This is a genomic window from Blautia faecis (genome assembly GCF_027662325.1).
Taxonomy (GTDB): domain Bacteria; phylum Bacillota; class Clostridia; order Lachnospirales; family Lachnospiraceae; genus Blautia_A; species Blautia_A faecis.
The window spans coordinates 1-22,065 of record NZ_JAQDKY010000024.1; the positions used below are offsets into that span (position 1 = coordinate 1).

19 protein-coding genes and 1 pseudogene are annotated in these 22,065 nt (G+C 43.3%); 4 read left to right on the forward strand and 16 right to left on the reverse strand.

The window, feature by feature from the left end:
* Nucleotides 1-408: 408 nt before the first annotated feature.
* The 5 genes from PGQ38_RS11720 to gap form a co-directional block, all read right to left on the reverse strand.
* Nucleotides 409-1,686 carry an IS110 family RNA-guided transposase gene (locus PGQ38_RS11720; protein WP_118701149.1) on the reverse strand — a complete coding sequence of 426 codons (1,278 nt, stop codon included), beginning with the start codon at nucleotides 1,684-1,686 and terminating at the stop codon, nucleotides 409-411.
* A 99-nt stretch (nucleotides 1,687-1,785) separates the two neighbouring features.
* On the reverse strand, nucleotides 1,786-2,790 hold the full coding sequence (locus PGQ38_RS11725) for a site-specific integrase (RefSeq protein ID WP_270431850.1): 1,005 nt from the start codon (nucleotides 2,788-2,790) through the stop codon (nucleotides 1,786-1,788).
* Nucleotides 2,791-2,988: 198 nt separating this feature from the next.
* Complete coding sequence (gene tpiA / locus PGQ38_RS11730; protein WP_204453277.1) at nucleotides 2,989-3,738, reverse strand: triose-phosphate isomerase; 750 nt, start codon at nucleotides 3,736-3,738, stop codon at nucleotides 2,989-2,991.
* A 188-nt stretch (nucleotides 3,739-3,926) separates the two neighbouring features.
* On the reverse strand, nucleotides 3,927-5,120 hold the full coding sequence (locus PGQ38_RS11735; RefSeq protein WP_118580955.1) for a phosphoglycerate kinase: 1,194 nt from the start codon (nucleotides 5,118-5,120) through the stop codon (nucleotides 3,927-3,929).
* Nucleotides 5,121-5,263: 143 nt separating this feature from the next.
* Nucleotides 5,264-6,283: a type I glyceraldehyde-3-phosphate dehydrogenase gene (gene gap / locus PGQ38_RS11740; RefSeq protein ID WP_117851616.1), complete on the reverse strand. Its 1,020-nt coding sequence runs from the start codon at nucleotides 6,281-6,283 to the stop codon at nucleotides 5,264-5,266.
* 369 nt (nucleotides 6,284-6,652) lie between these two features.
* On the opposite strand from gap, the gene PGQ38_RS11745 reads away from it, so the two are divergent.
* Nucleotides 6,653-7,486, forward strand: a complete 834-nt coding sequence (locus PGQ38_RS11745; RefSeq protein WP_204453278.1) for a histidinol-phosphatase HisJ family protein — start codon at nucleotides 6,653-6,655, stop codon at nucleotides 7,484-7,486.
* A gap of 165 nt (nucleotides 7,487-7,651) precedes the next feature.
* Here PGQ38_RS11745 and PGQ38_RS11750 read toward each other — a convergent pair whose 3' ends face one another.
* The 3 genes from PGQ38_RS11750 to nifS all read right to left on the reverse strand — a co-directional run bounded on the left by PGQ38_RS11750 (nucleotide 7,652) and on the right by nifS (nucleotide 12,361).
* Nucleotides 7,652-10,258: a cation-translocating P-type ATPase gene (locus PGQ38_RS11750; RefSeq protein WP_204453280.1), complete on the reverse strand. Its 2,607-nt coding sequence runs from the start codon at nucleotides 10,256-10,258 to the stop codon at nucleotides 7,652-7,654.
* A 288-nt stretch (nucleotides 10,259-10,546) separates the two neighbouring features.
* Nucleotides 10,547-10,993 (reverse strand): Fe-S cluster assembly scaffold protein NifU, encoded by a 447-nt coding sequence (nifU, locus tag PGQ38_RS11755; RefSeq protein ID WP_118580961.1) that lies wholly within the window; start codon nucleotides 10,991-10,993, stop codon nucleotides 10,547-10,549.
* Nucleotides 10,994-11,179: 186 nt separating this feature from the next.
* On the reverse strand, nucleotides 11,180-12,361 hold the full coding sequence (nifS, locus tag PGQ38_RS11760) for a cysteine desulfurase NifS (RefSeq protein WP_118580964.1): 1,182 nt from the start codon (nucleotides 12,359-12,361) through the stop codon (nucleotides 11,180-11,182).
* A 203-nt stretch (nucleotides 12,362-12,564) separates the two neighbouring features.
* Between nifS and PGQ38_RS11765 the strand changes: the two genes are divergently transcribed.
* Together PGQ38_RS11765 and PGQ38_RS11770 are read left to right on the forward strand one after the other, a co-directional pair.
* Nucleotides 12,565-14,001, forward strand: coding sequence for an MATE family efflux transporter (locus PGQ38_RS11765; protein WP_204453282.1), 1,437 nt, complete (start codon nucleotides 12,565-12,567; stop codon nucleotides 13,999-14,001).
* 96 nt (nucleotides 14,002-14,097) lie between these two features.
* Entirely contained in the window at nucleotides 14,098-15,129 is a 1,032-nt protein-coding gene (locus tag PGQ38_RS11770; protein WP_118580970.1) for a 3-deoxy-7-phosphoheptulonate synthase, read from the forward strand.
* Between the two features lie 394 nt (nucleotides 15,130-15,523).
* Here the strand turns inward: PGQ38_RS11770 and xerD are convergent, their stop codons facing one another.
* Both xerD and PGQ38_RS20715 read right to left on the reverse strand, forming a co-directional pair.
* Complete coding sequence (gene xerD / locus PGQ38_RS11775; protein WP_173718393.1) at nucleotides 15,524-16,405, reverse strand: site-specific tyrosine recombinase XerD; 882 nt, start codon at nucleotides 16,403-16,405, stop codon at nucleotides 15,524-15,526.
* Nucleotides 16,406-16,429: 24 nt separating this feature from the next.
* A pseudogene (locus PGQ38_RS20715) lies at nucleotides 16,430-16,543 on the reverse strand (DUF6783 domain-containing protein); the annotation flags it as partial.
* Here PGQ38_RS20715 and PGQ38_RS20720 point away from each other — a divergent pair.
* Nucleotides 16,502-16,660 (forward strand): DUF6783 domain-containing protein, encoded by a 159-nt coding sequence (locus PGQ38_RS20720; RefSeq protein ID WP_368072541.1) that lies wholly within the window; start codon nucleotides 16,502-16,504, stop codon nucleotides 16,658-16,660. The pseudogene PGQ38_RS20715 and the gene PGQ38_RS20720 overlap by 42 nt on opposite strands.
* Nucleotides 16,661-16,786: 126 nt before the next feature.
* Here PGQ38_RS20720 and PGQ38_RS11780 read toward each other — a convergent pair whose 3' ends face one another.
* The 6 genes from PGQ38_RS11780 to PGQ38_RS11805 form a co-directional block, all read right to left on the reverse strand.
* Nucleotides 16,787-17,389: a stage II sporulation protein M gene (locus PGQ38_RS11780; RefSeq protein ID WP_173718392.1), complete on the reverse strand. Its 603-nt coding sequence runs from the start codon at nucleotides 17,387-17,389 to the stop codon at nucleotides 16,787-16,789.
* A gap of 215 nt (nucleotides 17,390-17,604) precedes the next feature.
* Entirely contained in the window at nucleotides 17,605-19,149 is a 1,545-nt protein-coding gene (gene rny, locus PGQ38_RS11785) for a ribonuclease Y (RefSeq protein ID WP_408609631.1), read from the reverse strand.
* Between the two features lie 202 nt (nucleotides 19,150-19,351).
* Nucleotides 19,352-19,840, reverse strand: a complete 489-nt coding sequence (locus PGQ38_RS11790) for a regulatory protein RecX (protein WP_195379679.1) — start codon at nucleotides 19,838-19,840, stop codon at nucleotides 19,352-19,354.
* Nucleotides 19,841-19,843: 3 nt separating this feature from the next.
* Nucleotides 19,844-20,920 carry a recombinase RecA gene (recA, locus tag PGQ38_RS11795; protein ID WP_118580990.1) on the reverse strand — a complete coding sequence of 359 codons (1,077 nt, stop codon included), beginning with the start codon at nucleotides 20,918-20,920 and terminating at the stop codon, nucleotides 19,844-19,846.
* Nucleotides 20,921-21,575: 655 nt separating this feature from the next.
* A complete protein-coding gene (locus PGQ38_RS11800) occupies nucleotides 21,576-21,824 on the reverse strand; it encodes a spore coat protein (protein ID WP_118580993.1) in 249 nt (82 codons plus the stop codon).
* A 12-nt stretch (nucleotides 21,825-21,836) separates the two neighbouring features.
* Nucleotides 21,837-22,022 (reverse strand): hypothetical protein, encoded by a 186-nt coding sequence (locus PGQ38_RS11805; protein WP_148462515.1) that lies wholly within the window; start codon nucleotides 22,020-22,022, stop codon nucleotides 21,837-21,839.
* Between the last annotated feature and the right edge of the window lie 43 nt (nucleotides 22,023-22,065).

A 22,065-nucleotide genomic window follows, 5' to 3' on the forward strand; every position in this document is an offset into this window, starting at 1 on the left:
CCTCCCATAATAATCTTTGTTTTTCTCTTGTTAACTCGCTTTTTCTCACATTTTCATTTTTTCATAGAGATTACTTCTAAGTCTATGTCATTCCCCTTGGCCATAAATCATGGATATACGGATGTTTAGGGTACACAAAACAAGACGTCGTCTTATTCTGCTATGATCGGCCTCTCTTCCCCAACTCCTTACGGCAGCCTAACCTCCCATATCATACGGGATCTCCTATAACTTCAGGGTCCTTAATTCCTTCGTTCTGCTTATCCATAAAGGGGTGTCATGATGCTCCATTGCTGAGTCTCTGCTCTGATGGTAAAAAATCTGACTTGGCTCTTTATGTTTATGAAATTCTTCTGTTTCTTTCAGCACCTTGCGGCGGACGTCTCCTGAATCTCACAGTTGATCTTCTTATGCTGCCTGTGGCTGCCTGTGAATGTCAGAAAGCATCTTCTGCGCATCATAGGTCACTCCATTTGCAAGGATGGCATAAAAGACTCGTATCAGCTTACAGCTGATTGCAATCACGGATTGTTTCTTCTTGAGCGGATTGTTCGCTCTTGTCGTGTAATACTCATGCAATGACTTAAACTCTGGATTCGTAGCTATCAGCGGAATCGCTGCATTGAACAGTACTGCCCGCAGCTTACTCCGCCCTCTTTTACTTATGGTCGTCTGTCCTTTGTGCTTTCCAGAGCTGTTCTCCCGTAATGAGAGTCCTGCCAGCTTTTGTATCTGTCTGGGTGATTCGAAACGCCTCACATCACCCACTTCTGCCAGAAATCCGGCTACCGTGATCACTCCTATACCTTTGATGGCAAGCATCTGCTCGCTTTCGGGTATCTTCCTGCACAACTTTTCTATCTCCTCTATAACGGCGTCAAGCTGTGCCTTTTTGTATTCGTAATCCTCGAGCAATAGCTTCATTTCATACTGGGCAGCCGAAGAGCCTTTCTTTAAGCCAATGCTGCGTTTTGCTGTCTCACACAGGGTCGTTGCCCTTTTCATTCCTACAGCCCTAAGCTTTGCATCTCGCCAGATTTGATTGATTTTCTCGGCTCCCAGTTCCACGATTGCTTCCGGAGTACAAACTTTCTTTAGAAGCAGCATACTGCTCTGTGCTTCATAGTCCCCAAACACATCTGTGTACTCGGGGAAATATATGGCGAACCATCTGGCAAATCTGTTTTTGATCTGGGTCATCTCCCTGATGAGTCTCTTACGATTGGTCACCATAATTCTTAAATCAGCATACACACCATCCGGTGTATACGGTGCAGAATACCGGCCCTCGGTAACCAGCTTTGCGATCACCTTCGGATCCTTCCTGTCATTCTTGCTTTGGCTGTTGTCATCCAGTTCCTTGGTCTGCTTTACCGCATAAGGGTTAACCATAACCAGGAGGATGCCCTCATCCTCAAGATAAGCGCCAAGATCAAACCAGTAATGACCTGTCGGCTCGATACCTACGATAACATCTGACTTTCTGTACTTGTCCTGTAAACGCTGCATCCATGCTTTAAAGGCTTCAAAACCTTCTCTGCTGTTGCTGAATGTAAAGACTTTCCCAAGTTCAATGCCTCTCCAGTCAAATGCTCTGGCATACTGTGTCGTACTTCCGATATCAATTCCAACTACCAAAGTTGATTCTTTTACTTGATTGATTTTTTCATTCTGCTTATAATTCATTTGTGGGTGTCTCCTTTGAACGATGATTTGTCAACCGGCCAGTTAACAATCATTATTCTATAGGTGGCACTCATTTTTTGCAAACCGGTTATTTGTTACTTAACAGGAATGCTCCATAGAAGAATTAGAACGCCTTTTCCCATTGATAAACGTCGGATATAACAGATTATCTGGATTATTCTTACATTTAAGTCGTGTCTGTTCCATCATATACAGTACACATTCCCGGCATAAGTCAGACATCATAATAAAACGTGTCTCTTTGTTTTTGGGAACTTTCGTATAGTATTCTATACCTTTATTCTTATCATTGCCCTTGAATCGAAGTGATCGCGTTTCTACAATATAGATCTTATTATTTTCAAGATCTATATTATCATTTCTCAATGCTGCAAATTCACCAGCTCGCAACCCGGTTTCTAACAAGAATAGTACAACGACCGGGTATTGTCCCATATTATTTTTGTACGCATAATAGAATTTCTGAATATCTTCTGGGGTAAAAATTTTTTTACGTTTCTTTATATCTTCTTCCCTTTTCCTGTTATATTCATCCGAAATCTCTCTCTTAACGCTCACCTGTTCAGCGTAATTTTCCTTCAGCAAACTGCGATTTACTAACCATTTACAACAACGTTTGCACAGTTGCATAGGCAATGAACAGGTCTTTTTACTCTTTAATCCCAATATAGTATCATAATATTTTTCAAACTCTACGGCATTAAGCATATGCAACTGATATTTCGCTATCGGAAAAGGATAAAAATTTCGATTCAGATTGCTAATATAAGAATGATATCCGCTTCCAGTTAAATTCGGCTTTACTTCTTGCTCAATAAACTCACTCATATATTCACCGAACGTTTTCGCCTTATTTATTTTAACATCTTTTCCTCGTTCAATTTCCTTTTCCCATGCGGCAACATCCATTTTAGCCTTGTCACGAGCAGCAGATTCCGTATCACCTATTCTTTTAATCCGCTTCGGCTTACCTGTCTTGGGATTCAAGTACTTACTCTGAATTACGCATTCATACTTTCCGCTGGGTAATTTTCTTACGTTTCCTTCACCATTTTCTTTTCTACCATCAATTTTTTTAGCCATTTTTCTTCCTCCATGTAACAAATATCACTTTTTCAATTTAAGATGTTTTCAAGCCTCAAAAGTGATAGTAAAAAGTGATAGTAGGTAAATTATAAAACGCCCCTAACCACAACTCAATTAGTAATTAGTACCAATTTTGATTGTGTTTAGAGGCGTTAAATCACTTCTCGCTTGGACACATTAGCTAAATTTAGCTATTTATTTGTAGTTTACGATATCGCCGAACTCTGGTTTCAGGGATGCACCGCCTACAAGACCGCCGTCGATGTCTGCCTGAGCAAATAACTCCGGAGCTGTCTTAGCGTTTACAGATCCGCCGTACTGGATGCGGATTGCTGCTGCAGTTGCCTCATCATAGATCTCAGCGATGCAAGCACGGATTCCTGCGCAAACTTCCTGAGCCTGCTCAGTTGTAGCTGTTTTACCAGTTCCGATAGCCCAGATTGGCTCGTAAGCGATAACGGCTGTTTTAGCCTGATCAGCTGTAACATTCTGGAAACCAACTTTAACCTGCTGACGGATGAAGTCCATAGTTACGCCCTGCTCTCTCTGATCAAGAGTCTCTCCACAGCACATAATTGGAGTAATTCCATGCTCAAATGCTTTAAGCATTTTTTTGTTTACAGTTTCGCTTGTCTCAGCGAAGTACTCTCTTCTCTCAGAGTGTCCGAGAACTACGTATTTAACACCAGCGTCTGTAAGCATGTTCGGGGAAATCTCGCCTGTGAAAGCACCTTTCTCCTCGAAGTACATGTTCTCAGCACCAACCTGGATGTTGGAGCCTTTTGCAGCCTCAACTACAGGAAGAATATCAATAGCCGGTACGCAGAATACTACGTCAACGTCATCATTAGCTACTAATGGTTTTAAAGTTTCAACTAATTTAACTGCCTCACTTGGAGTCATGTTCATTTTCCAGTTTCCGGCAATAATTTTCTTTCTAGACATTTTATATATCTCCTTTTGTGTGATAAGGAAGTTCGATTCACTAAACGGACATGTCGCCGGCAGGCGACATCACCATATATGAAAGTCAGCTGGTCTGCGCCGTTGGCTTGCTCTCATTAAGTTCCTTCGAACCAAATTCGCACATAATTCAAGCTGCGCTTACAGCTTGCTTTCATTAAGTGCTCTATTTATTTATCGTTAGCTGCTGCTACACCTGGTAACTCTTTTCCTTCAAGGAATTCAAGAGACGCACCGCCACCTGTGGAGATGTGTGTCATCTTGTCACCATAGCCGAGGATGTTAACAGCTGCAGCGGAATCACCACCACCGATGATAGTGGTAGCATCTGTATCAGCAAGAGCTTTGGCAACAGCCTCTGTGCCATGAGCGAAGTTCGGCATTTCGAAACAGCCCATCGGTCCGTTCCAAACAACTGTCTTGGCATCTTTTACAGCGTCAGCGAAAAGTTTCTCTGTCTCTGGTCCGATGTCCATTCCTTCCCATCCATCCGGGATTTCGCCACGTTTTACGACCTGGATGTTGCAATCATTGGAGAAGGAATCACCAATTCTGTTATCAACCGGAAGAAGAAGCTTAACGCCTTTTTCTTCTGCCTTCTTCATCATGTCTAATGCATACTGAAGATAATCATCCTCGCAAAGGGAAACACCAATGTGTCCGCCCATAGCCTTGGAGAATGTATAGGACATTCCACCACCAATGATCAGAGTATCCACCTTGTCAAGAAGGTTGTTGATAACAGAGATCTTGCTGGAAACCTTAGCGCCGCCAAGGATAGCTACGAATGGTCTATCAGGATTGTTTACAGCGTTTCCGAGGAAATCGATTTCTTTCTGCATCAGATATCCAACAACAGCTGTATCTACATATTTGGTAACACCAACGTTAGAGCAGTGTGCTCTGTGAGCGGTACCAAATGCATCGTTTACAAATACATCGCAAAGAGAAGCAAGTTCCTTGCTGAATTCATCACCGTTCTTAGTCTCTTCTGCACGATAACGGGTATTCTCAAGAAGAATGATCTCGCCGTCTTTCATGTCAGCTACTGCTGCTTTTACAGTGTCATCTACAACAACCGGGCTTGGAACGAATTTCACTTCCTGTCCGAGAAGCTCTGTGAGACGTTTAGCAACAGGTGCAAGAGAAAGCTCCGGTTTCGGCTCTCCTTTCGGTTTTCCAAGGTGAGAGCAAAGGATAATCTTTCCACCATCTGCAACAAGCTTCTTGATTGTAGGAAGAGCTGCTACCAGACGGTTCTCATCTGTAATCTTGCCGTCCTGCAGAGGTACATTGAAGTCACATCTTACGAGGACTCTTTTGCCTTTTACGTTGATGTCATCAACAGATTTCTTATTCAGCATCTTGTTATGCCTCCTTATAAAATTTAACTTTTTATACAGACAAAAGGGTCCGGTCCTATTCAGACCGGACCCTTCTCTGAGTCTTATTCATATGCCGCCAAACTATAGCTTGCCAGCATTCGAAAACCCTACTCTGCTACTAATTAAGCGTTAAGCAGTTTACCAAAGTGTTTGATTGTACGAACCATCTGGCTTGTGTAGGAGTTCTCATTGTCATACCAGGAAACAACCTGAACCTCTGTTGTGCCATTCTCAAGTGGAAGAACCATTGTCTGAGTAGCATCGAACAGAGAACCAAATCTCATACCAACGATATCGCTGGAAACGATCTCATCTTCGTTGTATCCGAAGGACTCGTTAGAAGCTGCTTTCATAGCTGCGTTGATCTGCTCTTTAGTTACATTTCCTTCAACAACTGCTGTAAGGATTGTAGTAGAACCTGTTGGGGTTGGAACACGCTGTGCGGAACCGATCAGTTTGCCGTTCAGTTCTGGGATAACAAGACCGATTGCTTTAGCAGCACCTGTGCTGTTCGGAACGATGTTAACTGCAGCTGCACGGGATCTTCTCAGATCGCCTTTTCTCTGCGGTCCGTCAAGTGTCATCTGATCGCCTGTGTAAGCGTGGATTGTGCACATGATACCGGATTTGATTGCAGCAAGGTCATTAAGTGCTTTAGCCATTGGAGCTAAGCAGTTTGTTGTACAGGAAGCTGCGGAAATGATGTGATCCTCTTTTGTAAGAGTCTCATGGTTTACATTGTAAACGATTGTCTTAAGGTCGTTTCCAGCCGGAGCGGAAATGATAACGTGTTTAGCACCTGCATCGATATGAGCCTGAGCTTTGTCTTTGGATGTATAGAATCCAGTACACTCAAGAACTACGTCTACACCGATCTCTCCCCATGGAAGCTCAGCAGCGTTAGCTTTTGCATAAATTTTGATTTCTTTTCCGTCAACTGTGATGGAATCTTCTCCAGCTACTACTGTATCTGCAAGAGCATATCTTCCCTGAGTTGAGTCATATTTTAATAAGTGAGCGAGCATTTTAGGAGATGTTAAGTCGTTGATAGCAACGATTTCAAATCCTTCTGCACCGAACATCTGACGGAATGCAAGACGACCAATACGTCCAAAACCATTAATTGCAACTTTTACTGCCATGATAAATTCCTCCTATGAATTAAATGGTAAAAATTATGTGAGTGCTTCAATCTTTGTGAAAGAAACATCAACCTATAGCGTATTGTACCTAATTCCGAACAAAAATTCAAGCCTATTTTCAAAAAAATAACAGGCAAATTGCCACAAATATTCTCTGATATGATATACTGCTCTCAAATGAGACAATTAAGTCCCTTTTATGACACATTGGCAGCATTTATGCACGTTTTTTCCTTTCTTTTTCGTGTAGGAAGAATTTTTTTCACATGTTCCTTCGCTGTACACTTATCCATAAAATATATCTTTATATTTACAGAAAATATATTTTTAAAATACTTTTCTTGGTTTATAATTTATAAGGAGGTTATTATGAAAATACTTTCCAACTCTCCCGGAGTTTTGTGGGACTGCCACATGCATTCTGAATTTTCCGCAGATTCCGGCACTCCCACTGAGGATATGATCCGCCAGGCCATTGCACTGGGGTTTAAGGGAATCTGCTTTACAGAGCATCTGGATCCAGACTATCCACCAACTCCGGATGACCTGGAATTTGCCCTGGATATTCCCGCCTATTACACTAAATTCAACGAACTGAAAGAAACTTACAAGAATCAGATTCACATCCATTTCGGTATTGAGATCGGTTTGCAGCTTCATCTTAAACAATATTTTCACAATCTTTTAAAGGAATATCCTTTCGATTTCGTGATTGGTTCTTCTCACGTAGTCCACGGTGCTGACCCCTACTACCCGGAATTTTTCCAGGGCAGGAACGAGGAACAGGCCTACCTTGAATATTTCGAATCCATTCTGGAGAATCTGGATGCATTTCATGAAATGGACACTTATGGACATCTGGATTATATTGTCCGCTATGGTCCAAACAAAAACCAGTTTTATTCTTATGAAAAATATCGGAACATTCTGGATGCGATTCTGAAAAAACTGGCAGACACAAATGTAGGACTGGAAGTCAACACCGGCGGTTATCACTACGGTCTTGGAGAGCCAAACCCATGTACGGATATCATCCGGCGTTATAAAGAACTAGGGGGCGAAATCATCACCATTGGTGCTGACGCGCATACACCGGATAAAATAGGATACGCTTTTGATAGGGCTGCGCAGGTGCTGAAAGAATGTGGATTTGAGTATTATACAGTATTTAAAGATCGGAAACCAAACTTTGTAAAGTTATAACGAAGCCCTGTTTTTCCATACCCGGCAGAAGAAATCAGCCCGGCTTTTAGAGCATGTTAAAAAAATGCCTCATCGCCATAACAAGCGATGAAGCATTTTTTGCGTTTCTTTTCAAATTCAGCTTGAGGTATTATTTTTGATTGCCACTCAAGACCAGGTCAGTCATTATTTCTGCACTTTCTCCAAAAACAGAGAAATAATTCCTTTCTTTTCCTTCTCATGTGCCTTGTTATACAAAGATCTGCACCATTCTGTGATAACTTCGATTACAACCGGAGAGAAGGTCATCAGGATAAATACCAGGATGATCATTCCGAACTCCAGGGAGCCAAGTGCAAGCAGGTTCTGCACACATACGGCTGCAAAGAAGAAAATAAACTGCATACCGTAAATAATGATTTTCCTGTACCTGCTTAGAGGCGCGTATACCGTCTTCAAAGCTGCCATGTAGTTCCATCCGGTTACCAGGAAACAGGCTGTACTCAGCATTACATTGCTATGGTAAACGTTCTGGCAGACCAGCATAATGGTAAATACACATCCCGTAATGGTGACTGCTGCTGGGAATGCATTCATAAATACATAACGCAGAAAACCACTCTCAATCTTGTTGAAGTTGTTTTCCTGGGCGAGCAGGAAGGTTGGGATACCCACTGCGCAGGCACTGATCAGGGACATCTGAATTGGCTCAAACGGATAGCTATCGCCCCAGAAAATAGTGATCAGACACAGCAGCACAGAGAAAATAGTTTTGATCAGGAACATGGAGGCTGCGGTACGGATGTTGTTCACCACACGGCGTCCCTGGTTCACAATTTCCGGCATAGCGGCAAAATTTGAATCCATGAGCACTACATTTGCAATGTTCTTGGCAGCGTCACTTCCCTCTGCCATAACTACGCTGCAGTCTGCCTCTTTCAGTGCCAGAACATCGTTCACACCGTCACCGGTCATGGCAACTGTATGCTTCTGTTTCTGAAGGGCAAGCACCATCTCTTTCTTCTGCTGCGGAGTTACACGGCCGAATACGGAACACTCTGCAACGGCACGCTCCATATCCTCCGGTGTGGTGATGGTAGTGGCATCAATGTATTTATCTGCATTCTCCAGTCCTGCTTTTTTTGCAATGGCAGAAACAGTCACAGGATCATCACCGGAGATCACTTTCAGATCTACGCCCTGGTCTTTGAAAAATGCCAGGGTTTCAGGGGCATTATCCCTGATAATGTCAGTAAGCATAAATAACGCAACCGGCTTTAACCCTTCCGGAAGCTCATTCTCCCGATTCAGGTTTGGGCTATGCGCCAACACCAGAACACGTAAGCCTTCTTTTCCATAAGCAGCACACTGCTTGATCAAGTTTTCATTTCCATCCGGGAAAAGGAACTGGGCAGCACCCATCAGATAAGTTCCTTCTGTTTTAAAGGCTACACCGCTGTATTTGCGATCTGAGGAAAACGGAATGCAATGATCTACCGGCATGTCCGTTCTTCTGGAGAAGCGTTTGTGGAGTGCATCTGCGGTGGCGTTCTTGTCCTTTAAAACGGACATCATGTTTGCCATGACACGTTCGATCTCACCCATGGTCAATTCTGGCTGGGCGCCGCTGATGGCTAAATCAGTATTGACATTGCCCTGTGGATCTTGTGCTGACAGCTGTTCAGTAGTTCCCATAACAACTCCTATCTGCAATTGTGCCGCAACCACGGATACTTCAGACTGCGCCTCTGCAGCTGCCATTTCTGGAACTTTCTGAGCTTGATTCGCTGTTCCATTTATTGTACTTTCGCTTATATTCTCATTTTCTGCTTCCGGAGCCTTGATCTCCATCTCTTCCACATAGGGCTGTACCTGTTCCACGCACATAGTACCGGCTGTGATGGTTCCGGTTTTATCCAGACAGAGGGTATCCACTCTCGCCAGAGTCTCAATACAATACAATTCCTGCACCAGGGTATTCTTACGGGTCAGCGTCAGCGCACCAAGAGTCAGCGCCACACTGGTAAGGAGCACCAGTCCCTCAGGGATCATTCCAAGGACAGCAGCCACCATATTCACTACTGCATCCCGGATTCCGTTTCCCGCAATGTAATATTGCTTATAAAACAACAGCATTCCCATAGGAACTATGATCACACTTATAGTCTTCAGAATCGCATTCAGGGAATTACGAAGTTCTGAGTTATGACGTTTAAATTCCTTCGCCTCGCTGGTAATCTGAGATGCGTAATTATCCTTGCCAACGTGGATAACCTGACAGCAGGCCTCTCCGGATGTGACAAAGCTTCCTGAAAAAAGCTCGTCCCCTTCATTTTTCTGAAGGTTATCCGATTCACCGGTCAGCAGGGATTCATTGACCTCAATACTGCCCTCAAGCACCTTGGCATCTGCAGGCACCTGATCTCCTGTTTTCAGAAAAAGGATATCGTCCAGAACCAGCTTCTCCGTGGAGATAGACCATTTTTTGCCTTCACGCAAGACCACTGCCTTGCTCTCCGTAAGGATAGCCAGCTTATCCAGCGTCTTTTTCGCACGCACTTCCTGGATGATTCCGATCACTGTATTGATCACAATAATTCCCATGAACATGGAGTTCTTATAGGAACCAACCAGCAATACCATAATCATCAGAGCCAGATTCAGAAAGTTGAAAAATGTAAGCACATTCTCCCTTACGATCTGCTTATAGCTCCTTGTGTTGGGGTTCTCATTGACATTGATTTTCCCCTCTTCAATTCTTTGTTGTACCTGTTCGTTTGTCAGTCCTGTCATCGTTACTTCCTTCATTCTTATGTTTTATTTAAGGATGTTTCCGTTTTACTCTTTTTCCCATTGTATGATACCAGTGTCAAAAGGTCAAAAAACCGTTCGTGCCATTGTATTAAAATAGGGCAGATGATAACATCCGCCCTGATGAATTCTCTTTACGGTCTGCCTCATCTTTACCACCTATTTATCTGTAACGAAATAAATCTGCTTAAGGATTCGGTTTCCTGTAAAAAATATTATTCTTTTGTATCGATGACGACACTTTATAATTACTGCAGTTCGCAGTAACTATTAATACTCTTCTTCCTCTGCCTCTTCACCCTCATGGATGTCAGACTTCGGTTTCTTCAGACCTTCGATCTCAATGTGATGCTTCTGTGCGTAATCCCACAGTGCAGCATGTACAGCCTCCTCTGCAAGAAGAGAACAGTGTACTTTCACTGGCGGAAGTCCGTCCAGAGCCTCCATAACAGCCTTGTTGGTAAGCTTCATGGCTTCCTCAATAGTTTTACCTTTTACCATCTCAGTAGCCATACTGCTGGTTGCTACTGCGGCACCGCAGCCGAAGGTTTTGAATTTGCAGTCTCTGATAATATGTGTCTCGTCATCGATATCCAGGAAAATTCTCATAATATCGCCGCATTTGGCATTTCCTACTGTACCGACACCGCTTGCATTCTCTATTTCTCCAACATTACGTGGATGCTGGAAATGATCCATTACTTTCTCACTATACATCTTTTTTTCCTCCTGGCAAGTGTTTTAATCAAATTTTTTATTTTTTTTAACTATTCAGCAGGCACTATTCCGCGAGGTGTTTTTTGTGAACGTAGTTCACAGAAAACCCGAGAATGTCGGCGCGAAATCATGCAAAGCATGATTTCTGTGCATCGCGAAGCGTGTAACTGTGAAGGTACTGAACAGTTACTGTTTTTTTATAAAATCTTCATATAATGGAGACATTGATCGCAGGTAAGCTACGATTTCTTTCAGCTTATCTACTACGAAATCAGCATCTTCCATGGTAGTCTCCTCGCTTAAGGTCATACGCAGGGAACCATGCGCAATCTCATGTGGGAGTCCGATAGCCAGAAGTACATGGGACGGATCCAGGGAGCCTGATGTACAGGCGGAACCGCTGGATGCACAGATGCCATAATTGTCAAGCATGAGCAGCATGGACTCTCCTTCGATGAACTGGAAGCTTACATTTACGTTATTTGGAAGACGTTTGGTGCGGTCACCATTTAATTTCACATACGGAATCTCTTTCAGGATTCTTTCAATGAAATGATCTCTTACCTGAATCTCTTTGTCTGTACGTTCTTTCATAGTGCGGACTGCACGATCTGCAGCAACGCCGTAACCTACGATTCCAGGAACATTCTCTGTACCTGCGCGGCGCTTTCTCTCCTGCGCTCCACCATGTACAAAGGAACGTATCTTAACACCCTTGCGGATGTAAAGGAAACCGATTCCCTTCGGTCCATTCAGCTTATGTCCACTGGAGCTGAGCATATCAATTCCTAACTCATCTACATTGATCGGCACCTGTCCAAAAGCCTGTACTGCATCTGTGTGGAAAAGGATGCCATGCTCTTTGGCAATTGCACCGATTTCCCTGATCGGCTGGATAGATCCGATCTCATTGTTCGCAAACATAACAGAAATCAGAATCGTCTCTGGTGTAATAGCTTTCTCAAGCTCGTCAAGCTTCACAATACCATTCTCATCTACATCAAGATATGTGATCTTCGCTCCGCGCTCTTTCTCAAGATATTCGCAGGTGTGAAGGATTGCATGATGCTCAATTTTGGTTGTGATGATGTGGTTTCCTTTGGATTTATATGCTTCAAAGGTGGCTTTCAGTGCCCAGTTATCAGACTCTGAACCGCCAGCTGTGAAATAGATTTCTTCTTTCTTGGCACCAAGTGCATCTGCGATCTGGCCTCTTGCCTTGCTGACGCCTTCTTTGCTCTTGGATGCGAAGTCGTAAATGCTGGATGGATTTCCATACATTTCGGTAAAATAAGGAAGCATTGCTTCTACTACTTCCGGAGCGGTCTTGGTAGTAGCCGCATTATCCAGATATATCATTTTTCCCATTTTTCTTCCTCCTGGTTTATTGGTATCAATTCGATATGAAAGACTCCCGGGAAAGGGTTATTTCATCTATCTCCTTAGGTACTTTTCTATTTCCTAGTATTTCGCTTGGATTTCTATCCCACTTTACCAGATAATAACAGTTCTGTCAAGGCACATTTACAGCATAAACTAATTAAAAGGATGAAGAGGATAGGCGGATTCTTATGTCTGACAAACTTTTTATCAAAGGAACCCTGATTCTTACTCTTACCGGCCTTGTCAGCCGCCTGATGGGTTTCTTCTATAGAATATTCTTATCTCATACTATTGGTGCACAGGGAGTTGGAATTTACCAGCTTACGCTTCCGGTTCACGCAATCGTACTGGCAGCCTGCTGTATGGGCATTCAGGCTGCTATTTCCAGGCTGTGTGCCTCTTTCACTGCCCTTGGAAAAGAAAAAGAGTCCAGAGATGCGTTGCTTCTTGGAACATTTCTTTCGATGGCACTTTGCGGACTTTTATCTTTTCTGGTCTATTGGAATGCAGATTTTGTGGCTTCTGCCTTGTTAAAAGAGCCGCGTACTGCGGTTCTGCTTCGTATTCTTGCCTTTAGTTTTCCTTTTTCAGCCTTGCATTCATGCGTAAACAGCTTTTATTATGCCAGAAAAACGACTGGAATTCCAGCTTTTATCCTGCTTCTTGAGCAGACTTCCCGGATCGGCAGCACTTACGTGATCTACCTGATTCTGATTTCCCAGAAAAAAGAGATTACCCCTGTAATAGCGGCCGGAGGTGCACTTTTCAGTGAGCTTACAGCCACTGCAGCATGTATGCTGGCACTTGGACTGGATTTTTCCAGGGAAAATTACAAACCAGGCACCGGACTGCTTCAACGTATTTTACGAGTATTTTTCTGTATGAGCAAAGGTGCTCACAGAAATTCACCTTCTGCTGTAAAATATATTTCACATATACAACCAGCTTCTGTCAAAAACAATACTGCCACTTCCATAAATGCTCTTATAAAAGGAATCGCCCAGATTGCAGTTCCCCACTCTGTCAACCGGCTGCTGCTTACCTTACTCTCTGGCATCGAAATGGTTCTTATTCCCCAAAGACTGCTTCTGGCTGGAATAAATCGGACTGATTCCCTGTCTGTGTACGGAATTTTTACCGGAATGGCGCTGCCGCTGATTCTTTTCCCGGCGACACTGACAAATTCTGCCTCTGTTATGCTGATGCCTTCTGTGGCTGGTTTACAGGCCCTCGGTCATGAAAAAAAAATTCGGCATGTGATCCGCCGCACCTGTGAAAACTGCTTTTTCTTCGGAGGTTTCTGTACATTCTTTTTCTTTATTTTCGGAAAATCACTGGGAAATTTTCTTTTTCACAGCGAAACTGCGGGGATTTATATAAGAACGTTAGCTTTTATCTGCCCTTTTCTTTATACAAATACTGCACTGGAAAGTATTCTGAACGGTCTCGGGCGCCCAGATGCCTGCCTATTTCACAATATTGCAGGAGTGTGTATCCGAATTGGATTTGTTTTCTTTTCTATTCCTGTGCTTGGAATCCGTGGATATTTTTACGGAATGCTCCTTTCCCAACTGATTCTTACCTTGCTTCATTTCATTTATCTAAACAGACTGGAGCATGTTTGAAAAATCATTCCCGCAATTTGCCTATCGACATTTTTTCCATCATAGTCTATAATATTGAATCGAAAATAAATTTTGCCGATAAAAGGAGAAAATACCATGGGATTTGAATTCATCAAAAAGCTTCCAACCCCCGACGAGATCCGCAACCAATATCCCATTGATGCAAAGATCAAGGCACTGAAAGAGAAACGTGATCAGGAAATCCGTGACGTATTCACCGGAAAATCCGATAAATTTCTTGCAATCATTGGTCCCTGTTCTGCAGATAATGAAGATGCTGTATGCGACTATCTGCTGAGACTTCGCAAAGTTCAGGACAAGATCGCGGATAAAGTTTTAATCATTCCTCGTGTTTATACAAATAAACCTCGTACTACCGGAGAGGGTTATAAAGGAATGGTTCACCAGCCAGATCCGGAGAAAAAACCTAATATGCTTGCCGGTCTTGTTGCCATCCGAAAAATGCACATCCGTGCTATTGAAGAGAGCGGATTTACCTGTGCGGACGAGATGCTTTACCCAGAGAACTGGCGTTACCTTTCCGATCTGCTTTCCTATGTTGCTGTAGGAGCACGTTCTGTTGAGGATCAGCAGCACCGTCTCACTGTCAGCGGTATGGATGTTCCGGCGGGAATGAAGAATCCTACAAGTGGTGACTTCAGTGTTATGCTGAACTCTGTTGTTGCAGCTCAGGGCAGCCATACATTTATCTACAGGGGATGGGAAGTTGAAACTACAGGAAATGAGTTGACACATACCATTCTTCGTGGTGCTGTAAACAAACACGGAGAGGCTATTCCTAATTACCATTACGAAGATCTTCGTCTTCTTTTCGAGAAATATTCCGCTAAGAACCTGAAGAATATGGCTACCATCGTGGATACCAACCATTCCAACTCCAACAAGCAGTATGAGCAGCAGATCCGTATTGCCAAAGAAGTTCTTCACAGCCGTCAGGTTGATTCTGATGTTCGTGGGCTGGTAAAGGGTCTTATGATCGAAAGCTACATTGAGCCAGGCAATCAGAAGATCGGACCAAACCATGTATATGGTAAATCCATTACAGATGCTTGTCTTGGATGGGAAGAATCTGAGAAGCTGCTTTATACAATCGCTGAGATGTGCTAGCGCCTGTTTGAAAAATCATTTCCGCAATCTACACGCCCCACTTTGCGGTATATTTTCAGAAATAAAATTTATTTATCTCCTGTATTCTGATTTCGGAATGCGGGAGATTTTTCAGACACGCTCTAATATCTTTCGATAGAATTTTCGGTCAAACATTTTTATAATACAAGAAAGAATCTTACTTTGCAGAATTTTCATTACATAAAAAAGAATCCTGCTTGCAGGATTCTCCGCCTGCGGCGGGTCGCCTCGAGCGACAACTACCTTTCCGCCGCAGTGCGATCCTGCCCGGTAGGGCTTTTTATGTAATAGGAAATTCCAACGGAATTTCCTATTACATAAAAAACTGCCCACAGATCTCTCCCATGGACAGTTATCATCTTATTCGCTCTTCTCAATGTCTTGGATGTGCTTTCATATACACATCTCGCATCCGGTTAATATTCATGCTTAAATATACCTGAGTCGTAGAAATATCGGAATGTCCCAGCATTTCCTGGACGCTTCGGATGTCTGCTCCATTCTGCAGCATATGTACTGCAAAAGAATGTCTCAATGTATGTGGCGTAATATCTCTGTGAATTCCAGCCTCCTGGGCATAGCCTTTCAGCATTTTCCAGAATCCCTGACGGCTCATGGCCTTACCGGAGCAATTTGTGAACAGCGCATGCTCTGAATCATCTTTCACAAATACCTTACGTCCCTCTTCAAGATAAAGATTCAACGCTTCCTTGCTTACATTTCCAATCGGAATGATACGCTCTTTATTCTCCTGGCAAACCACATAGCCAAGCTGAAGGTTTACATCTGTGGTCTCCAGATGGATCAGTTCGCTGACACGCATACCAGTGGCATATAAAAGCTCTAACATAGCCTTATCCCGAATTCCCTTAGGCGTAGTCAGATCTGGCTGCTTCAAAAGATCGTCAACTTCCTGAATACTGAGAATCTCCGGAAGCTTCTTCTCTACCTTTGGAGATTTCAGATTATCTGTGGGGTTCTCTTCCATCTTCCTAAGTGCAAACATGTGTTGAAAAAAAGCACGCATGGAAGCAACACTTCTTGAAATAGTGGATGACGCGAAGTTCTCTTTCTCCATATAATCCATGTATCCCATAAGATCAAATTCACGGACATCTTCCGCTTTCATAATCCCCTTCATTTCCAGGTATGCAGCCATCTTGTTCAGATCACGCTGATAGGAAACCTCTGTATTCTGGGATGTTTTTTTCGTATTATGTAAGTATTCAATAAACTCGCGTATTTCCTGTTCCATATTGTTTACTTCCTGTCTCTTTTGTTATAAATTCATTTCATATAGCCCATGATCATACTGCTTTAGACCATGTTTGAAAAAGATTCTGGAGCGTGTTTGAAAAAGGCTTTCTGTAAGATGTGCGTCACAATTTGTGGGAGATTTCGCCCGGAATTCCTATTGTCCATTGCATTTGCTCTTTCACGCTTTATTGCAGGAACGGGCTACCTCCCCACAATAACTGATCTTAAAATGTATTTGTATTATACTTTGTAATTGACATAAAATCAAACCTTTTTTTCGGCCAAAAATCGTATAAAAACAAGCTTTTTTTGCCCATTTTACAAAATAGCGTCGCTTTTATGGTAACCAATACTATATCTTGTATTTTTCATATTATTCTCATTCAAAAAATTTCGAAAAATCCAGAATTTTGTTTAAAATCCATGGATTTACACGCCATTCCAAAAGAATTCCCACACCGTATAAAGCTGTATATAAGAGCACTTTCAGGAGATAAGCGCTTACTTTCTGTGGAAAAATTCCATGATTGCGCCAGATTCCCATAGATTCCCTGTAGACCATCTGATACACCGAATCCCATAATGGCAGATAGATCAGATAATGCGGAAAAAGAAGTGCTACGGCAACTGCGCCTCCGGTAAGTCCGAACTGCAGAATAGACATGGAAAATACGATTCCCAGTCCAATCCCGGTAAAAAACATCGCCATAATTGCCATAGGGACTCCAAATACAGTAAAACCACAGATTAGAGAAAGGAAAAAAATCCCACCGCGCATCCAGAGAATCTGCAAAAGATAATCGATTCCTCCTGCTTCTGTTTTCCCATAGGTTTCCAAAAGGTACACTGCGGAAAATGCCTGCTGCTTCCAGGAAAAACGGTATATAAAGTTCGGGATCAGCATTCCTGCAAGAAATCCTGCAAGCAGCAAAGTCAGTCCTGGAAAAAAACTTTTCTTTTTGATACTGAGTAAATTTTCCATATATTCACCCTGTACCATTGTACGCAAGCGATGATTTGATTATGAATTACATAAAAAAATTCTTTTTGATTTTCCATGAATCAGCCCATGCAAGCATAGCTCGTTCATGGCTGCCGTCCGGGACTTTCATAATAAAAACCGCCTCCGCATCCTTCATATAGTATGAAAAATGCGGAAGCGGTTTCTTAATATTTCTTAATGTAAATTAACTCCGATTATTTGGCATAATCAACAGCTCTGCTCTCGCGGATCACATTGACTTTGATCTGACCCGGATACTCAAGCTCAGCCTCAATCTGCTTCGCTATGTCTCTTGCGAGAAGTACCATCTCAGAATCATTCACATGCTCAGGAACTACCATAACACGGATTTCTCTACCAGCCTGGATTGCAAAGGATTTCTCAACCCCCTTGAACTGATTGGTAATATCCTCAAGCTGCTTCAGTCTGTTGGTATAAGTCTCCAGTGTCTCTCTTCTGGCACCTGGACGCGCCGCGGAAATCGCATCTGCTGCCTGCACGATACAGGCAATAAGGCTCTCTGGCTCCACATCACCGTGGTGTGCTGCTACCGCATTGATCACAATAGGTGATTCCTTATATTTCTTACAAAGGTTTACACCAATCTCAATATGGGATCCCTCAACTTCATGGTCAATAGATTTACCGATATCATGAAGCAGACCGGCACGTTTCGCCATGCGCACGTCTACACCAATTTCACCGGCAAGCAGACCGGAAAGCTGTGCTACTTCAATAGAATGCTTCAGCGCATTCTGTCCATAACTTGAACGGAATTTCATACGTCCAAGAAGTTTCAGAAGCTCTGGATGAATACCATGAACTCCAACATCCATAGCTGCATTCTCGCCATCCTCGCGGATCTGAGTTTCAACTTCTTTCTGTGCCTTCTCAACCATTTCCTCGATTCTGGCCGGATGGATACGTCCATCTACGATCAGTTTCTCAAGTGCTACTCTTGCCACTTCACGTCTGATAGGATCAAATGATGAGAGAACTACTGCCTCAGGAGTATCATCAATGATAAGGTCTACACCTGTCAGGGTCTCCATAGTACGAATATTACGTCCCTCACGTCCGATAATACGTCCCTTCATCTCATCGCTTGGAAGCTGCACTACGGAAATAGTAGTCTCGGCAACATGGTCTACCGCACATTTCTGAATGGCATTTACCACATATTCCTTGGCTTTCTTTCCTGCCTCTTCCTTCGCCTGGCTCTCAAGTTCCTTGTAAAGTCTGGCAACATCAACTTTAACATCGTCTTCCACAGATCTGAGCAATTCTTCTTTTGCCTGTTCGGAGGTCAGACCGGAAACACGTTCCAGTTCCTGTACTCCTTTCAGCTCGAGTTCATCTACTCTCTTTTCTTTCTTCTGCAATTCAGCAAATCTCGCTGTGCACTCTGCCTCGCGCTTTTCAACTGCTTCAGCTTTCTTATCAACGGTTTCTTCCTTCGATAAGACACGCTTCTCATATTTCTGCAGTTCGTTTCTACGTTCCTTGGTTTCCTTCTCCAGTTCGTTCTTTGTACGGAGAGATTCTTCCTTTACTTCCAATAAAGTTTCACGTTTCTTTGTTTCGGCCGCTTTTAAGGCTTCATCAATGATGCCTCTGGCCTTTTCTTCAGCTGACCCAATCGTTTCTGCGTCTTTCTTAACTTTGTTATCCACAGAAACTTTACTAGTAATAGGAACTGCAATCAGTAGAGTGGCTACTACAGCGACAACTGCAACAATAATTGTTGTCACAGGAGCACCTCCTCAATATTTAGTTTTCATTGTGCAATCACAACAATACAAGTTTATCTTTTTTTTAGAATTATGTCAAGTTTTTCTACACAAAAACAAAATTTAAATTTCCAAAGAAACGTCTAGCGTTACTGTTCACTCCACGACCAGTAACACGCTTCGCGATGCACAGAAAGAATCCGGCAATTTATCAATAGCTTCTCTCACAGGTAATATTCATGTCTTCCAGCACGTGGGAAATATCTCCATAGGAAAAACCTCTTCGAAGAAGAAATCCCTGGAGGCGGCGCATCCCCTTCTCGTCCAGGGCAGTACCAGGCTGACACTTTTTCTCTACTGTAGTTCGGAGAATGGCCAGTTCATCTGGCTCTTCAATCTCTGCTGCCTCTTCCCAGGCTGCAAGGGCAGTCTCGCGGTCAATTCCTTTCCCTGAAAGCTCCTGGAGAATCTTCTGACGGCTCTTGGTTCCCATGCGGAAGGAAATATAATTCATGGCATAGCGGTAATCGTTCAGATACCCATAGGAACGCACATAGTTCATGGCATCCTCTGTGGCTTCTGCTGAAAAGCCTGCCTGACGCAGCCGGTCAGACAGGCCTTTCTCTGTACGGTCCATATGCTCCAGAAGAAGCATTGCCTTTCTTCTGGCATTCTTTTGCTCTTCAGGTGTAACCGCCATATTTTATTCCTCTTCTGCTGCCGGAGCGTCAGATTCTGGTGTAGTTTCTTCTTGCTTCACATCCTGCTGCTCTTCCTCCTCACCTGGAAGAAGGTGATAATGGATACGAACCTTGCGTTCAATCTCATCGCAGATGTCCGGATGCTCTTTCAGGAACAGCTTGGCATTCTCACGTCCCTGGCCGATCTTATTTCCTTCGTATGCATACCATGCACCGCTCTTATTCACAATGGAATTCTCAGCAGCAAGATCAAGGATATCCCCTTCCTTGGAGATGCCGGTACCAAACATAATATCAAACTCAGCCTGCTTAAATGGCGGAGCAACCTTATTCTTAACAACCTTGATCCTGGTGTGGTTTCCAACCATCTCGCCGCCCTGCTTCAATGTCTCTACACGGCGTACATCAAGACGTATGGATGAATAGAACTTAAGGGCACGTCCACCAGTAGTTGTCTCCGGGTTACCAAACATAACACCAACCTTCTCACGGAGCTGGTTGATAAAGATCACAACGCAGTTAGACTTACTGATAATAGCGGTCAGCTTACGAAGTGCCTGTGACATCAGACGTGCCTGCAAACCTACATGACTGTCTCCCATGTCACCATCAATCTCTGCCTTGGGAACCAGAGCTGCAACGGAATCCACGATGATAATGTCAACTGCACCGGAACGAACCATGGTCTCTGTAATCTCCAGAGCCTGCTCACCATTATCCGGCTGGGAAATGTAAAGATTATCAATATCTACGCCGATGTTCTTCGCATATACAGGGTCAAGAGCATGCTCGGCATCGATAAAACCGGCAATTCCGCCTCTTTTCTGAACCTCGGCTACCATATGTAATGCAACAGTGGTCTTACCACTGGACTCTGGTCCGTAGATTTCTATAATACGTCCCTTCGGCACACCGCCTACCCCAAGTGCAATGTCAAGGCTCAGGGAACCGGTAGGAACAGTCTCCACCTGCATATTGGCACTGGACTCACCCAGTTTCATTACAGAGCCCTTGCCATATTGCTTCTCAATATGTCCAAGAGCCGCTTCCAGCGCTTTCTTCTTCTCTTCATTTATCATTATTCCGATCTCCTATTCTTAATAATCAGACAAGTCCGTAGTAATTTCTGTAATCATTAACCGGACTGTATAACCTGTTACCATTCACAAAAGGCACCTGGCAGAACCTTATCCGTGAACAGCAGCCAAGATCTGTTACTGTTCACTCCGTTCACAGTAACGCGCTTCGCGATGCACAGAAATCATGCAAAGCATGATTTCGCGCCGCAATTCTCGGGTTTTCTGTGAACTTTGTTCACAAAAACACCTCGCGGAACATTACCAGTGAACAGCAGCCAGGATCTTCTTGCTTGCGCAAATACGAACCTATGTTCGTTTCTCTGTAGTACATACTATCTTAAATCAGTTCACTTGTCAAGCCCCTACTCGCCATATAAAAATTTTATTTTTCATGTTAAGCCAAACGAACTGTAAAGTTATTTTCACCGGTGGAATCATCCCGGAATACGGGTGTGAAATTCTTGTATACCCGGAGACAGACAAAACTCCGGTAAATTTTGAAATGAATCGTATACGACTTTTATATTGTCGTTTTCCTGTCAGTAATTCTACTATATAGCAAAACATCCGGAATTACAAGAATTATTTCCTGCAACCCGGATGTTATTTACTATCTCATTACTGTTCACTCCGTGACCAGTAACACTAGCCCCTCTTATCCCTGGCTAAGCACGCTTCTGACATGATCCACTTCTTCCCTTGTTGCCTGAGCTGCCGGCACATAATAGCCTCTTGCACGGGCAATCTGGTAAATCTCCTCCTGGGACATCTCGCACTGATTTCTCATCTGTTTTAAGGTTTGTTTCAGCTGAGGATTCTCTGTCTGAGGGATCATCTCCCCATAACGGGTCAGTTCACCGTTAATTCCGGCAAGGGTATCTGCTACCATCACTTTTTCATTCATCTGCGGCACCTCCTACTGTAAATACTGCATAAGCTGATTTTTGCAGTCCACTGCCGACTGAGCAGACTTCTGGAAAAACTGTTTTACCTGGGCATCTGTAGCCTTACTTGCATACTCCTCCATTTTACAATGGGTGGTGTCAAATCCGCCGATCAGGTGACGTAAATTCTGTAGATCCAGTTCTGAAATTTGGTTCATATAACCTGCCTCCTGTTAAAATATGTTACTGTTCACTCCGTTC

What these genes read in the sequence shown, in the direction of transcription:
- PGQ38_RS11720 (WP_118701149.1), bottom strand. Translation starts at nt 1,686, where the DNA reads ATGAATTATAAGCAGAATGAAAAAATCAATCAAGTAAAAGAATCAACT.
- PGQ38_RS11725 (WP_270431850.1), bottom strand. Translation starts at nt 2,790, where the DNA reads ATGGCTAAAAAAATTGATGGTAGAAAAGAAAATGGTGAAGGAAACGTA.
- tpiA (WP_204453277.1), bottom strand. Translation starts at nt 3,738, where the DNA reads ATGTCTAGAAAGAAAATTATTGCCGGAAACTGGAAAATGAACATGACT.
- PGQ38_RS11735 (WP_118580955.1), bottom strand. Translation starts at nt 5,120, where the DNA reads ATGCTGAATAAGAAATCTGTTGATGACATCAACGTAAAAGGCAAAAGA.
- gap (WP_117851616.1), bottom strand. Translation starts at nt 6,283, where the DNA reads ATGGCAGTAAAAGTTGCAATTAATGGTTTTGGACGTATTGGTCGTCTT.
- PGQ38_RS11745 (WP_204453278.1), top strand. Translation starts at nt 6,653, where the DNA reads ATGAAAATACTTTCCAACTCTCCCGGAGTTTTGTGGGACTGCCACATG.
- PGQ38_RS11750 (WP_204453280.1), bottom strand. Translation starts at nt 10,258, where the DNA reads ATGACAGGACTGACAAACGAACAGGTACAACAAAGAATTGAAGAGGGG.
- nifU (WP_118580961.1), bottom strand. Translation starts at nt 10,993, where the DNA reads ATGTATAGTGAGAAAGTAATGGATCATTTCCAGCATCCACGTAATGTT.
- nifS (WP_118580964.1), bottom strand. Translation starts at nt 12,361, where the DNA reads ATGGGAAAAATGATATATCTGGATAATGCGGCTACTACCAAGACCGCT.
- PGQ38_RS11765 (WP_204453282.1), top strand. Translation starts at nt 12,565, where the DNA reads ATGTCTGACAAACTTTTTATCAAAGGAACCCTGATTCTTACTCTTACC.
- PGQ38_RS11770 (WP_118580970.1), top strand. Translation starts at nt 14,098, where the DNA reads ATGGGATTTGAATTCATCAAAAAGCTTCCAACCCCCGACGAGATCCGC.
- xerD (WP_173718393.1), bottom strand. Translation starts at nt 16,405, where the DNA reads ATGGAACAGGAAATACGCGAGTTTATTGAATACTTACATAATACGAAA.
- PGQ38_RS11780 (WP_173718392.1), bottom strand. Translation starts at nt 17,389, where the DNA reads ATGGAAAATTTACTCAGTATCAAAAAGAAAAGTTTTTTTCCAGGACTG.
- PGQ38_RS11790 (WP_195379679.1), bottom strand. Translation starts at nt 19,840, where the DNA reads ATGGCGGTTACACCTGAAGAGCAAAAGAATGCCAGAAGAAAGGCAATG.
- recA (WP_118580990.1), bottom strand. Translation starts at nt 20,920, where the DNA reads ATGATAAATGAAGAGAAGAAGAAAGCGCTGGAAGCGGCTCTTGGACAT.
- PGQ38_RS11800 (WP_118580993.1), bottom strand. Translation starts at nt 21,824, where the DNA reads ATGAATGAAAAAGTGATGGTAGCAGATACCCTTGCCGGAATTAACGGT.
- PGQ38_RS11805 (WP_148462515.1), bottom strand. Translation starts at nt 22,022, where the DNA reads ATGAACCAAATTTCAGAACTGGATCTACAGAATTTACGTCACCTGATC.